This is a genomic window from Kineosporia babensis, from assembly GCF_021129305.1.
GTDB lineage: Bacteria > Actinomycetota > Actinomycetes > Actinomycetales > Kineosporiaceae > Kineosporia > Kineosporia babensis.
This window is the reverse complement of record NZ_JAJOMB010000005.1, coordinates 300,897-313,715: the sequence shown is the minus strand read 5'-3', so window position 1 is coordinate 313,715 and position 12,819 is coordinate 300,897. Positions and strand designations below refer to the sequence as shown.

At 70.6% G+C, this 12,819-nt stretch carries 11 protein-coding genes; 6 read left to right on the top strand and 5 right to left on the bottom strand.

Features of this window, described 5'->3' with window-relative positions; genetic code table 11:
- Positions 1-56 precede the first annotated feature (56 nt).
- The 6 genes from LR394_RS43605 to LR394_RS12375 all read left to right on the top strand — a co-directional run bounded on the left by LR394_RS43605 (position 57) and on the right by LR394_RS12375 (position 6,563).
- Positions 57-1,604 carry a hypothetical protein gene (locus LR394_RS43605; RefSeq protein WP_407937038.1) on the top strand — a complete coding sequence of 516 codons (1,548 nt, stop codon included), beginning with the start codon at positions 57-59 and terminating at the stop codon, positions 1,602-1,604.
- A 55-nt stretch (positions 1,605-1,659) separates the two neighbouring features.
- The gene (locus LR394_RS12400; RefSeq protein ID WP_231441164.1) at positions 1,660-2,205 is read left to right on the top strand and encodes a hypothetical protein; all 546 of its coding nucleotides are present in this window, start codon (positions 1,660-1,662) and stop codon (positions 2,203-2,205) included.
- 13 nt (positions 2,206-2,218) lie between these two features.
- Positions 2,219-3,481, top strand: a complete 1,263-nt coding sequence (locus tag LR394_RS41505; protein ID WP_269329007.1) for a MarR family winged helix-turn-helix transcriptional regulator — start codon at positions 2,219-2,221, stop codon at positions 3,479-3,481.
- A gap of 104 nt (positions 3,482-3,585) precedes the next feature.
- Positions 3,586-3,972 carry a YciI family protein gene (locus LR394_RS12385; protein ID WP_407937037.1) on the top strand — a complete coding sequence of 129 codons (387 nt, stop codon included), beginning with the start codon at positions 3,586-3,588 and terminating at the stop codon, positions 3,970-3,972.
- A 16-nt stretch (positions 3,973-3,988) separates the two neighbouring features.
- A complete protein-coding gene (locus LR394_RS12380; RefSeq protein WP_231441160.1) occupies positions 3,989-5,227 on the top strand; it encodes an RNA polymerase sigma factor in 1,239 nt (412 codons plus the stop codon).
- A 73-nt stretch (positions 5,228-5,300) separates the two neighbouring features.
- The gene (locus LR394_RS12375) at positions 5,301-6,563 is read left to right on the top strand and encodes a hypothetical protein (protein WP_231441158.1); all 1,263 of its coding nucleotides are present in this window, start codon (positions 5,301-5,303) and stop codon (positions 6,561-6,563) included.
- Between the two features lie 19 nt (positions 6,564-6,582).
- On the opposite strand, the gene LR394_RS12370 is transcribed toward LR394_RS12375, so the two are convergent.
- The 5 genes from LR394_RS12370 to LR394_RS12350 form a co-directional block, all read right to left on the bottom strand.
- Positions 6,583-7,230 carry a hypothetical protein gene (locus tag LR394_RS12370; RefSeq protein WP_231441156.1) on the bottom strand — a complete coding sequence of 216 codons (648 nt, stop codon included), beginning with the start codon at positions 7,228-7,230 and terminating at the stop codon, positions 6,583-6,585.
- Positions 7,227-9,086: a hypothetical protein gene (locus tag LR394_RS12365; protein ID WP_231441155.1), complete on the bottom strand. Its 1,860-nt coding sequence runs from the start codon at positions 9,084-9,086 to the stop codon at positions 7,227-7,229. The genes LR394_RS12370 and LR394_RS12365 overlap by 4 nt, the downstream gene beginning before the upstream one ends.
- Positions 9,083-9,823 carry a hypothetical protein gene (locus tag LR394_RS12360; RefSeq protein WP_231441153.1) on the bottom strand — a complete coding sequence of 247 codons (741 nt, stop codon included), beginning with the start codon at positions 9,821-9,823 and terminating at the stop codon, positions 9,083-9,085. Before LR394_RS12360 ends, LR394_RS12365 begins: the two co-directional genes overlap by 4 nt.
- A 115-nt stretch (positions 9,824-9,938) precedes the next feature.
- Positions 9,939-11,465: an L-piperidine-6-carboxylate dehydrogenase gene (gene amaB / locus LR394_RS12355; protein WP_231441151.1), complete on the bottom strand. Its 1,527-nt coding sequence runs from the start codon at positions 11,463-11,465 to the stop codon at positions 9,939-9,941.
- A gap of 36 nt (positions 11,466-11,501) precedes the next feature.
- Positions 11,502-12,683 carry an NAD(P)/FAD-dependent oxidoreductase gene (locus LR394_RS12350; RefSeq protein WP_231441150.1) on the bottom strand — a complete coding sequence of 394 codons (1,182 nt, stop codon included), beginning with the start codon at positions 12,681-12,683 and terminating at the stop codon, positions 11,502-11,504.
- Between the last annotated feature and the right edge of the window lie 136 nt (positions 12,684-12,819).

Below are 12,819 nucleotides of genomic sequence, written 5' to 3'. Positions count from 1 at the left end.
ACCGGCGTAACAGCGGTCCTCCCGGGGGAGTACGGCAGCCGGACGGGTCGTTCCTGATGCCGGACGGGTCGTACCACCTGCCGCCGCCGGAGCCCAAGAAGAAGTGGAAGCGTGGCGAGGACGGGGGCGGCCGGGGCGCCGGGGGTAACCGTGGTGACTGGCAGCGCGGTGGTTCCGGTGGCGGTCAGTGGGGCCAGAACGGTGCCGGGGTGCAGGGCGGCGAGTGGTCGTTCGATGGTCCGGGCAGTCAGTGGGCTCTGGACGGCCAGTGGGGTTCGGGCGGAAACAACCAGGGGACGTTTGGGTACGGTCAGGCTGGAAACGGCCAGGCTGGTGGTGGTTACGGTCAGGGCGCGAACGGTTCGGGTCCCGGTGGGCAGGGGGGTCAGGGCGGAAACGGTCAGGGAGCGGGCGGTTACGGCCAGGGGGGCCAGGGGGCGGGCTCTGGTGGGTCTGGGCAGGGTGGCCGTGCCCAGGGGTATGGCGGTTACGTCGGGGTCGGTAATCGTTCGGGCAGCAACGGTTCTGGGCCCAACGAGAACTCCGGACGTGGCGGGGCAGACAACTCAGGTGGGCCGAACAACGCGGGTGGGCCGAACCACGCGGGTGAGCAGAACAATTCAGGCGGGCTGAACGGTTCGGCTGGGCAGAACGGCGCTGGGGGCCAGTACGGCGCTGGGGGTCAGTACGGGCCCGAGGCGTCGGACGATCATGCGTGGCACAACGACGAGCCCCCGCCGGACGACATGCCCCCACCCCCGGACGACGAGCCTCCGTACGATGAGCCCCCGTACGACGCCTACGACGACGCGGCCTTCAACGAGGCTGCCTACACCCCGGACGCGTACCTAAACCCCGGCAGCCAGACTGGGCTCAGCGGCCAGACCGGGCGCGGCGGCCAGAACGGCAGTGGTGGCCAGAACAGCGGTGGTGGCCAGAACAACGGTGGTGGCCAGTTCGGCCCCGGCGGTCAGGCCGGACCCAATGGTCACGGTGCGCCGGGAGGGCCAGGCGGCCAGTCCGGCCCCGAAGACCACAGTGGTGCAGCCGGCCAGGACGGGTCGGCTGCCCAAGGCGGCCCCGCTGGGAGTGCACCTACCCCGCCGCGGCGGTTCGAGCGTCCCAAATTGGTTCGCCCTAACCGCAACGACCCCGTGGCCGCGGTGGAACGCCAGGCGTTGGAATGCATGCTCCAGGTACCCCGGCTGGTGCCCTCCGTAGAGACCGACGAGCTCCCGGACGACGCTTTCCAGACGCCGCTGTTCCGGGCCATCCATGAGGCGATCCAGGGCGCCGGGGGCATCGCGGTCGCCGTCGGCATGGACCCGGCAGCGTGGGTGACCTTGGTGCAGGACTTCTCTCCGGACGAGGCCGCCCCGATGGTCACCGAGCTCGCGGTCGCGCCGCTGCCCTCCCTGGAGGACGAGGTGGCGCTGGCCAAGTACGCGGCCGGAATGGTTCTGCACATCGCCGAAGGGCAGGTCGCGCGCGAGATCGCGGATCTGCGGACGGCCTGGCAGCGGGGCGAGGACGTCGGGCTGCGTCTTCTGGAACTGGAAATGCGTAAGCGCGCTCTGGCCGAGCGCAAGCACGGTGCCACATAATTTCCCGAGTGAGTGGTGGGTAACAGACATGCGACTCCTTCCGCGACTGCCGCGGATGATCAAGCTCCCGCAGCGGGTCACCATGCCCGCCGAGATCGAGCAGGCCCTCGGCCTGGACCGGCCCGGGACGCCCCGGTTGCTGGCCTGGTCGATCCTGGTCGGTGGCGGCGCCGCTGCGGCCACGGTGCGTGACCTGCGCATCGTCACGCCGAGAGGGGAGACGATCGTGCGTAGCTGGGACGCGGTGGACCAGGCGGTCTGGGACCAGGACTCGCAGATGCTGCTGGTCTCGTGGGTCGGTACCCGCAAGAACACGCCGCTGGAGATCCAGGACGACATCGGCCGGCTGCCCGAGGTGGTGCGCGAGCGGGTGCAGTCGTCGGTGGTGCTGGCGGCCACCGTGCCGATGCCCCGGGGCAAACCGGCCCGGGTGGCGCTGCGCCGCGATCCGGAGGGCCGGCTGCTGGCGCAGTCGTTGCTGCCGCCGGGGGTCAAGGCGGACGCCCCCGAGGTGAAGTCGGTGATCGACGGCGCGCTGGCCGATCTGTGGGCCGAGGCGGGGGAGCAGGGTTTGAACGCCGGCGCTCCGCCGGCCCTGTGATCCGGTGGCGATGATGGACAGCGCAGACGGGGTGAGTGGCTCGGACGACTTCCAGTTCGCGCCGATGAACTGGTCGCGGGGTCAGCGGTCGGCGGACGAGCGTCCCCGGCCCCGGGACAGTCGGCCCCGACCGGAAGCAGAACCCGAATCCCAGTACCAGTCTCCGAATCAGCCCGAGGGGCAGTCCTGGGCGGACCAGCAGCCGGAGTCCTGGAGCGAACCGCCAGGACAGTCCTGGGCCGGGGAGCCAGGGCAGTCCGCGGAGCCGGGGCAGACCTGGTCCGATCCGCAGGCCTGGCTCGATCCGCAGCATGAGGAGCCCTGGGCGCCGCAGCAAGAGCCATGGCCTGGTCCACAGACCCAGGGCGAGCCCCAGCAACCGGTTCAGCCCGGGCAAGCTGCGCAGGTCGAGCCGTGGCCTGGTCCGCAAACTCAGGGCGACCCCTGGCCCGAGCCCAGGCAACCGGTTCAGCCCGGGCAAGCTGCGCAGACCGAGCCGTGGCCTGGTCCGCAGACCCAGGGCGATCCCTGGCCGGAGCCCATGCCGCCCGCTCCGCCCATCCAGCCCAGGCAGGCTGCGCAGCCCGAGCCCATGCAGCCCCCGCAGCCCGAGCCTTGGTCTGGGGCGCAACCCCAGGCCGACAACTGGCCGGAGCCTGCGCCGGCCACGCCGCCCGCTCGACCGGTTCCGCAGTCGCCTCCGGAGCCGTGGCCCGGCCCGCCGCAGGCCGGTCAGTGGTCCCCGGAAAACGATCAGCCCGAGCCGGAGGTCTTCGAGGAGCCGGAGGCCGTCACCGCCGAGCAGCCCCCGGATCCGCTGGCCGAGTCGGAGCTGACCTACCTGCTGCGGATGGCGCTGCAGACGGTGCGGGCCGAGACCACGGCCGAACTGGTCGCGGTCGGCCTGGAAGAGCTGCGCCCGCTCGACAACATGGTCTTCACCGTTCTCCAGGAACGCGGCGGCCTGACCGTCGAGGACTTGGCCGAGGCGCTCAGCCTGACCGCCCCGGAGGCCGTGCAGCTGACCAAGACGCTGGAGAAGCGGGGGTACCTGCGGCGCACCCCGGGTCCACGGGGCGCCCGGCATCCGTTGTACGTGGTCAACAGCAAGGCCCAGCAGTACATGCGGGCGGCCGGCTACGTGCAGGTGCGGCAGGAGGCCCGGCTGGTCGAACGCCTGGGTGAGGACGGGGTGGCCGAGTTGCGCACCCGGCTGACCCAGCTGATCCGGGCCCAGACCGGGGACGACGTCCCGCCGCTGCGGCCGACCTGGTAGCCGGTTCAGAAAAACTTTTTACGGACGTGTCGAGAACCGGTGCGTGCGTTCGTCGAGTTCGGTGAAGGCTGAGACCAGCCGGACCGTACCGACGAGGGAGAAGCATCGTGCGTTACCTGATCCTGCTCAAGGCCGCCGAGAACCAGATGGGCGGCACCCCGCCGCCGGAGCTGTTCGCCGAGATCGCCAAGCTCGGCGAGGAAGCCACCAAGGCCGGGATCCTGCTGGACACGGCCGGTCTGACGCCGTCCGCGGCGGGCACCCGGGTGCAGTTGGAGGGCGGGAAGATCTCGGTCGTCGACGGCCCGTTCACCGAGGCCAAGGAGGCGATCGTGAGCTACGCGATGTACGAGCTGCGCAGCCAGGAGGAAGCGATCGAGTGGACCACCCGGTTCATGCGGGTGCACCAGGAGTTCTGGCCCGGCTGGGAGGGCACGTCCGAGGTGCGCAAGGTGATGGGCCCGGAGGACTTCGCCAACTTCCCGGAGTAGATGTTTCACTGCCGGGGTGCAGACCCGCGCCCTGGTAGAAGGTGTCTGGAAGGTCGAGGCCACGCGGATCGTCGCGACCGTCGCCCGGATGGTGCGCGACGTCGGCGTGGCCGAGGAGATCGCCCAGGACTGCCTGGTCACCGCGCTGGAGCAGTGGCCGGTGAAGGGTCCGCCGGACAACCCGGCGGCCTGGCTGATGACCACCGCGCGCAACCGGGCCGTCGACCGGATCCGGCGGGACCAGAGGCTGGCCGCCAACCTGGCCGAGCTCGGGCACCGGCTGCCCGGCGAGAGCGATCTCGAGGTGGAGCCGGACCAGATCGAGGACGATGTGCTGCGGTTGGTCTTCGTGGCCTGCCACCCGGTGCTGGCCGCGCAGAGCCGGGTGGCGCTGGCCCTGCGGTTGCTCGGCGGCCTGAGGGCCGCCGAGATCGCCCGGGCCTTCCTGGTTCCGGAAGCCACCGTGGCCCAGCGGATCAGCCGGGCCAAGCGCACCCTGGCCGACAAGCAGGTGCCGTTCGAGGTGCCCACCGGTGCGGACCGGCCGCAGCGGCTGACCTCGGTGCTGGAGGTCATCTACCTGATCTTCAACGAGGGCTACAGCGCCAGCGCCGGGGACGATCTGCTGCGCCCGGCGCTCTGTCAGGACGCGTTGCACCTCGGCCGCAGCCTGGCCGCCCTGATGCCGGACGAGCCCGAGGTGCACGGGCTGACCGCGCTGATGGAGCTCCAGGCCTCGCGGCTGCGCGCCCGCACCGGACCGAACGGCGAGGCGGTGGTGCTGGGCGAGCAGAACCGGGCGCGGTGGGACCAGTTGCTGATCCGGCGGGGGCTGGCCGCCCTGGAGAAGGCCCAGGCGCTGGGCGGGAGCTTCGGCCCGTACACCCTGCAGGCCGCGATCGCCGCCGCTCACGCCCGGGCCCGCACCCCGGAAGAGACCGACTGGAAACGGATCGCGGCGCTGTACCAGGTGCTGTTCACGGTGCTGCCCTCGCCGGTGGTGGCGCTGAACCGGGCCGTCGCGTTCGGGATGGCGTTCGGCCCGCAGGCCGGGCTGGACGCGGTGGACGTACTCGCCGAGGCCGACGAACCGGCCATGCGCAACTACCACCTGCTGCCCGGAGTCCGCGCCGACCTGCTGGCCCGGCTGGGCCGCACCGAGGAGGCCCGGGCCGAGTTCGAGCGGGCGGCCGCGCTGAGCAGCAATCGCCGCGAGCGCGAGGCCCTGCTCGGCCGATTGCGTGAGCTGGCGTGACTGACCGTGCCGGGGTTAACCCTGATTCTCCGGAGTCGAACCGCAACCCCTGGGATTCGCCTATTGTCCTGCTGTGCTGAAAGCGGTCGGTGAGGCGTTCTCCGTGGTGGGAGCCGGGGCGAAGCTCTGGCTGAAGCACTGGCCGGTGCTGCTGACCATCGCGCTCCTCGCCCTGGCGGGCCGGATGGGCGCGCAGTGGGCCGCTCTGCGCCTGAGCGACATCTACAACACCCTGGGCTGGCTCGCCCTGGTGTTCGGCCCGCTCTCGGCGGTGACCGGCATCGTGCTGATGCTCTACACCCTGCGGCACTCGATGCCGGCCCTGACCCGGGCCGCCGACACCACCGCCCCGGAAGACCCGCTGCGCCATCGGGAGCGCCGGCTGATCGACATGCTGGCCAGCGTCCTGGTGCCGTTCCTGGCGGTCTACGCCTCCTACGGCTTCCTGAAGGAAGACCTGTTCCGCTTCTACAACTCGCTGTACGGCGAGGAGTACGCGCAGGCCGACTTCTTCAGCGGGGAGCTCAGCGACGGCTCCCGGTTCGAGATCGGCACCGGCTGGGTCCTGCCGGTGGTCATCGTCAGCGCCGTCGTGCTCAAGTTCGGCCTGGCCAAGCTGGAAGGACGCAAGTCCGGCTGGGGGCTGGGGCTGCTCGGGGCCTACGTCGAGGCACTCTGGCTGGCCGCGATCGCCACCTACCTGACCATCTACAAGGACATTGCCTGGGACTGGGTGGAGAGCCGCCGCGGGGTGGAGATGTTCGTCGACGGCTGGGAGGCGATGTTGTCCAAACTCGGCCCGTTCGCCGACGTCGTCGATGCGGTGGGCAGTTTCGCGATCAACGTGGCGGCCAACGTCGACTCGCTGATCATCGTGCCGATCGCCTGGCTCACCGTGGGCGCCGTGGTCTACGGGCACAAACTGGTCGAGCCGTCCCCGCCGCCGCAGCCGCGCCTGCTGCGGATGGTGCCTGGTCCGGTGCGCCGGGCCGGCCTGGAGCTCTCGAGCGAGGTGACCGAGCGCTTCCACGGCCTGTTCGGCGGGCTGCGGCAGCTCGCGGTGGCAGGCCTGGCCCCGATGCTGATGTTCGTGGTGGCGTTCCTGGCCTCGAAGCGCCTGGAGGACGGCCTGAACGAGCTGGCCCGCTGGATCATCGGGCCGCAGAGTGCCTCGCAGTACCTGGCTTTCACCCCGCACATCACCATCTTCACCCGGGCGATCGGGCTGACCGTGACGATGTGCCTGCTGGCCGCCGCGGTGGAGCGGGTGCTGGCCACCGGCGGTGCCGTCCGGGACGACGAGGAAGAGACCGAGCGGACCAGGCAGCCGGCCTGAGAACCGGCCAGGGCGGGTCTTAGCTGCCGGCCCGGAAGGCGATGTACTGCGGGACCGTCCACCACAGGTCGACCTCGGTGACGACGGCCTTCTCCGGCAGCACCCAGGCCCGCTTGACGCTGTACTTCTCCGGCCGTTCCTTGTCGTCCGGGCCGGGCATCTCGAGCTCACCGAACAGCACCGAAGGTCCACCGGCGCCCACCGGGGTACAGGGCGAGCCGGCCTCGACCGCACCCACCCGGTCCTGCTGGTAGGTGTACTGGGTGCCGTCCTGGTCGCGGACCATCGCCTGACAACCGCCCAGTGGGGTGCCCGGGTCGGCCTCGAACGACATCGTCACCTCGACCGCCTTGGTGCCCGGGGGCAGCTCTTCGCCGAGCGGGTCGGCGAGCTCCTGCTCGCTCATCGTGCGGACCGAGTCCAGCCGCAGGCGCAGCGACATGGTCTGCTCACCGGTCTTCAGCTCGTACGGCTCGGAGTGGCTGAACCACTCGCCCTGCACGGCCGGCTGCGGCTCGTGCAGATCGGAGTCCCACCAGTACGGCTTCACCCGGTCGGAACTGGCGGCCAGGGCCAGCACGACGGCCAGCGGCAGCAGGCCCAGCCCCCAGCGGTTACGTGAGAGCCAGCCGGTGCTGCGGTTGGAATGCCGCGCGAAGACGTTCATTCCGGTACCACCGGACCCGCGCAGGCGGCCAAGGGCTCATCAGTGGAGTCGTCCGGCTGCTGACCGGGCGGGAAGTTCGACGACTCGGTCACCGCGAGCGTCTCCTGGTTGCGCACCCAGCCGTCCACGTCCTTCTGGGTGATGCCCAGGTCGATGTCGGTCATGTCGTCCTGGTTCAGGTACAGGTCGTTGAGCGCGATCCGCAGCCGGGCCCCGGCCACCCGGTCCTTCGGCATCTCGATCGCCACCGTGGCGTAGCGGGTGATCCCGGCCTGGGCGGTGCCGGCCTCGAACGAGGAACGGCCGTTCGTCGAGGTGGTGTACAGCCGGCCCTCGGAGTCCTCGATGGCGGCGTACTCCATGTTCGCGGTCTTGCCCTTGGCCACGATCTTGACCGGTACCACGACGAAAACCCCGGGGGAGCGGAACGTCCCGTAGAAACCGGCCGAGACGCAGGCCGAGCCGTCCACCTCGGTGGCGGTGATCTGGGCCGAGCGCAACTCGACGGCGGAGCCGAGGCGGCCCTCGAGCAGGAACGGGCGGGTCTGACCGAAATCGTCGGTCTCGAACTGGCTGACGAACCGGCCGACCGCGAGCGCAGCGACGATCAGGACCGCCGCTCCGGCCCGGCGCCGGTACCCGATCCGGCGACGAACCTTCTTGCCGCCGTTCGGAGGGTTGCCGGGAAAACCCGGAGCCTGACGTTGCTGTGGGGGCAGCCCGTCGTGGCCCGCCTCGTAGTCGTCGTACTCATCGCGGTCGTAGTGGTCCGGGCCGGGGCTGTCGAGCAGCCGTCCGCCGCGCTGCCGGATCTGGTCGTATTCGCGCTCAGGATCGGGGAAACCGCCGGTACGCGACTCGACCGGCGCACCCCCGTAGTAAGGACCGGAGGCAGCGTACGGGTCAGGCTCGTAAGGCTCCTGAGGGGCCGGCGGCGCCCACCCCTGCTGCTGATGGACGTCCGGAGCGTCGTCGGCCCACGGCCGGATCTTGTTCCGGGCGTCGTTGCTGTAGTCGTTGTTGTAGCCGGGGTTCTGGCCGCGCCGCTGCATCGGGCCGGTGGCGTCGCTCCAGTCCGCGCGCCGGGTCTCGTCCTGCGCGGGGTAGCCACCGGTGTTCGCGTAACCGCCGAGCTGCTGCGAGGGCTGAACCTGCTGCCACCCCGGCGTCTGCCGATCGTCCTGGTACTGGTCGTCCTGATATCCGCCCGGGTGGCCTTCGTATCCCTGCGAGTCCCGGTCGTCCCAGTCCTGAACCTGTGGCTGCGCGCCGGTCTGGTAATCCTCGAAAGGCGTGTATGGCTGCCGCAATCCCCCAGGAGCGGTCTGCGGGTAGTCATCGTAAGGGCTTGCCTGCGGCTGAACAGCCGGAGGCGGCGGAGGCTGAGTCTCCGGCCGTGTCTTCTCCGCAGCGGGGTACACCGGCTGAGCGCCGGACTCTGCTCGCGCGGTCTGCTGCTCACTGGCGGCCTGCCGGGCACCGGAGAAGAACGCGCTGCCCCCGGCCGTGGCCGGGTACGAAACCGGAGGCTCGTAGTCCGTGCCGGACTGCCGGGTGTCGGCCGCGAACAGGCTGGCGGCCTCGTCCTTCATCGCCGCCGCGGCACCGGCCCACCGTTGATGGGCGTGATCGCGCGGGCGCTCGCCGTCCGGCCTTTCCCAGCCCGCGGCCAGCGGAATTGGCCGCCCGGTGACATCGCGGTACACCGGCGGCGGCCAGGCCGCGTCGCCGGAACCGTTCGGCTGAGCACCCGGCCGCGCGCTGGACAGCTCTTCCGGCTCGTTCCGGGGAGCCGAAGTCCCGCCCGGACCGGTGACTGCCACCGGCGGTCGACCGTAGTCGTTCTGGTTGCTCATCCGGCGGCCCCCTCGCCGGCCGCAACGGTGTCAAGCGAATCAGCCGGCTCGCTCGTGTCTTCCGGGGGCAGCACCGGCAGGCGGGACTCGGCGATCACCGTCGGGTCCAGCCACATCTCCACCTGGTCGAAGGCGTTCGGCCGCAAGGTGTGCCCGACCAGCTGAACCGACACCTCCGCCGCGGCGTCGGCCGAGCCCTTCTGCTCGTACAGGTACACGGCCTGATAGGTCAGCCCCGGCTGGAGCGGGTTGAGCAGCGTGCTGTCGGGGAAGTGCACCAGCCGGTCCGAGGACACCCGATCGGTGCGGTCGTCCAGGTCGCGCGTCGTGGTCAGGTCCGGCTCCGGCGTCTTGGTCAGCCCCTCGACCCCGTTGACCGTGATCGCCTCGCCGGCCAGATACGGCAGCAGCGTCTCGTCGCCGGTGTTCGTCACGTCGGCGACGATCGCCAGCCAGCGGTTGCCCTCGTCGTTGGTCGGGTAACCGGGCAGCTCGTTCACCCAGAGCAGGCGCTTGACGGTGATCTCGAACGGGTCGGCGGTCATCGTGGTGCCGACCTTGACCTCTTGGGTGGTGCTCGGCCGGGCCTCTTCGAGACCGCCGAAAGCCGCGGTCGTGCCCAGCACGACCGCGGTCACACCGACGCCGAGGTTGCGCAGGGGCTGCTCGAGCAGGCGAGCGGCCACCCGGCTGCCGGCCGGCGCCGGTTCTTCAGGGGGCAGGGACGGTTGGGACATCGGGACGGATTCTAGGGACAAGCTCACTGGGTTGGACGCGCTTATTGGGGTATATGACTGCCCGGAGCAGTCCGACTACAGCGGGTTTACATCTGGTGGCTCACCGGCGCCGGATTCACACCGTGAAGTCCACGCCCTGCGCCAGCGGAAGCTCGCCCGAGTAGTTGACCGTGTTCGTCGCCCGCCGCATGTAGGCCCGCCAGGCGTCGGATCCGGACTCCCGGCCGCCGCCGGTCTCCTTCTCGCCGCCGAACGCCCCGCCGATCTCGGCGCCGGAAGTGCCGATGTTGACGTTGACGATGCCGCAGTCCGAGCCCTCGGCCGACAGGAACAGCTCGGCCTCGGCCTGGTCACGGGTGAAGACCGCCGACGAGAGGCCCTGCGCAACGGCGTTGTTCAGGGCGATCGCCTCGGCGAAATCGTCGTAGGTGAGCAGATAGAGGATCGGCGCGAAGGTCTCGGCCTGCACGATCGGGCTCTGCCCAGGCATCCGGACCAGGGCCGGCCGGTGGTAGAAGGCCTCCGGCGCCGCGGTTTCCAGCTCCCGATCGCCGCCGGCGACAACGCTTCCGCCCTCTTCGACGGCCTGTTTCAGAGCACCGATGAGAGACGTGTGTGCGCTCGCGTCGATCAGTGGTCCCACCAGAGTGCCCTCGGCCGTCGGATCACCCACCGGCAGCCGTCGGTAGACCTCTTCGAGGCGTCCGGCCAGCTCGTCGGCGATGCTGCGGTGCACGATCGCCCGGCGCAGGGTGGTGCAACGTTGCCCGGCGGTGCCCGCGGCGGAGAAGACGATGCCGCGGACGGCCAGATCCAGATCGGCCGAGGGCGCGACCACCGCCGCGTTGTTCCCGCCGAGTTCCAGCAGGCTCCGCCCGAACCGCTGCGCCACCTGCGGCCCGACCTGGCGGCCCATCCGGGTCGAGCCGGTGGCGCTGAGCAGCTTCACGCCGGGATGATTCACCAGCTCGGCGCCCAGCGCACCGTCGCCCAGCACCACCTGCGACACGTCCTCGGGATGGCCGCTTTCCCGCAGGGCCCGCCGCAGCAGGGCGTCGGCCGCCAGCGCGGTCAGCGGGGTCTTCTCCGAGGGCTTCCAGACCACCGGATCGCCGCAGACCAGGGCCAGCGCGGTGTTCCAGGACCAGACCGCCACCGGGAAGTTGAACGCGCTGATCACCCCGACCACGCCGAGCGGGTGCCAGGTCTCGGCCAGCCGGTGCCCGGGCCGCTCGGAGACCATCGTGCGGCCGTAGAGCTGCCGGGACAGGCCCACCGCGAAGTCACAGATGTCGATCATTTCCTGCACCTCGCCGAGCGCCTCCGAGGTGATCTTGCCCGCCTCCAGGCTGACCAGCGTGCCCAGGTCGGCCTGGAACTCGGTGAGCAGCTCGCCGAACCGCTTGATCACCGCGCCCCGGGCCGGAGCGGGCACCTTCCGCCAGATCAGGAACGCAGCCTGAGCCCGCTCGAGTGAGTCGTCGACGGACGTCGCCCAGTCCACCGCGCCGATCGGCAGGCCGTTGACGGGGGAGAGCACAGGGTGCGAACCGGCCAGCGATTCACCGTGAACCCCGCAGCGTTCGGCGGCGGTACGGGCACGCAGACTCAGGGCTTCGGAACCGGGGATCAGGCTGCTCATGGCTCTCCGATCAGACGACGCGGTCAGACGGCGGACTCAGACGACGTTGTGCTCCGGGCGGAGCCGGTCGTGGGCGAAACGGGTTGCGGACAGGCCGCTCACGTCGATCGCAGGGGTCACCCCGAGGTAGAGGTCGCGCATCACCTCACCGGCGGCCGGGCCCATCAGGAAGCCGTGCCCGGAGAATCCCGTGCAGTACAGGAACCGCGAAACCCCTTGCGCCTCGCCGATCAGCGCGTTGTGGTCGGGCGTCATCTCGTAGAGCCCGGCCCAGCCCTTGCGGATCCCGACCTCGCCCAGCGAGGGCACCCGCGCCGCCATCGCCTCGGCCAGATCGCCCAGCCAGTCCTCGGTCGGGTTCTGGTCGAAGCCCCAGGTGTCCTCCTTCTCCGCGCCGCCCAGCAGCAGGCCCGGGCCCTCCCGGTGGAAGTAGAACGAGCTGCCGAAGTCGATGGTGAACGGCAGATCGGCCGGCAGGTCGGGGATCGGCGTGCTGATCGCCACCTGCCTGCGCAGCGGCCGCACCGGCAGGTCCACCCCGGCCCACTCACCGATCCGGCCCGACCAGGCACCGGCGGTGCAGATCACCGTGTTCGTGCTGATCCGGCCGGCCGGGCTGAGCACCGCCTGGATCTGGCCGCCCTCGATGTGAACCCCGGTCGCCGGGGTCCCGGTGAGAATCTCGACGGCGAGTTTCCGCGCGGCGCCGGTGTATCCGGCCACCACCGACTCAGGTGTGCAAAACCCGTCCTCTGGTGAGAAAACCGCCCCCTGCAGACCGTCAGTACTGATCAACGGGGAGAGCCGCTTCGCCTCGGCAACGTCGATCAGCCGGCTGTTCACGCCCAGGGAGTGCTGCAGCTCGACCCCCGCCGCGAAGGCCTCCAGATCGGCCGCGTCGTCCAGAAGGAACAGATACCCACTGATCTCGAGGTCGACGTCCTTACCGAAGTCCTGGCCGAACCGGTGCAGAGCCTCCAGACCGCGCTGCCCCAGCCGGATGTTGACCTCGTCCGAGAACAGCGCCCGCACCCCACCCGCGGCCTTGCCGGTGGAACCGCTGCCCAGCTGCCGGCCCTCCAGCAGCACCACGCGCTCCACCCCGGCCGCCGCCAGGTGGTAGGCGGTGCTCAGGCCCATCACCCCGCCGCCGATCACGACCACATCGGCCTGGGCGGGCGGAAGCGGGCGGGCGGAACGGGACGGTGTCGAGGTCATGCGCAATGGTACGAAATCCCGCCCGCCGGTGTTCCAGGCATCGCCGGACCAACCCGGCTGCACCCGTCCGTCATCGGTGCCCTTAACTCTGCGTCGCCCTGATCTGAGCCGACCGGGTGAGGTGGGCCGAGCAACT

What these genes read in the sequence shown, in the direction of transcription:
- LR394_RS43605 (WP_407937038.1), top strand. Translation starts at nt 57, where the DNA reads ATGCCGGACGGGTCGTACCACCTGCCGCCGCCGGAGCCCAAGAAGAAG.
- LR394_RS12400 (WP_231441164.1), top strand. Translation starts at nt 1,660, where the DNA reads ATGATCAAGCTCCCGCAGCGGGTCACCATGCCCGCCGAGATCGAGCAG.
- LR394_RS41505 (WP_269329007.1), top strand. Translation starts at nt 2,219, where the DNA reads ATGGACAGCGCAGACGGGGTGAGTGGCTCGGACGACTTCCAGTTCGCG.
- LR394_RS12370 (WP_231441156.1), bottom strand. Translation starts at nt 7,230, where the DNA reads ATGAACGTCTTCGCGCGGCATTCCAACCGCAGCACCGGCTGGCTCTCA.
- LR394_RS12365 (WP_231441155.1), bottom strand. Translation starts at nt 9,086, where the DNA reads ATGAGCAACCAGAACGACTACGGTCGACCGCCGGTGGCAGTCACCGGT.
- LR394_RS12360 (WP_231441153.1), bottom strand. Translation starts at nt 9,823, where the DNA reads ATGTCCCAACCGTCCCTGCCCCCTGAAGAACCGGCGCCGGCCGGCAGC.
- amaB (WP_231441151.1), bottom strand. Translation starts at nt 11,465, where the DNA reads ATGAGCAGCCTGATCCCCGGTTCCGAAGCCCTGAGTCTGCGTGCCCGT.
- LR394_RS12350 (WP_231441150.1), bottom strand. Translation starts at nt 12,683, where the DNA reads ATGACCTCGACACCGTCCCGTTCCGCCCGCCCGCTTCCGCCCGCCCAG.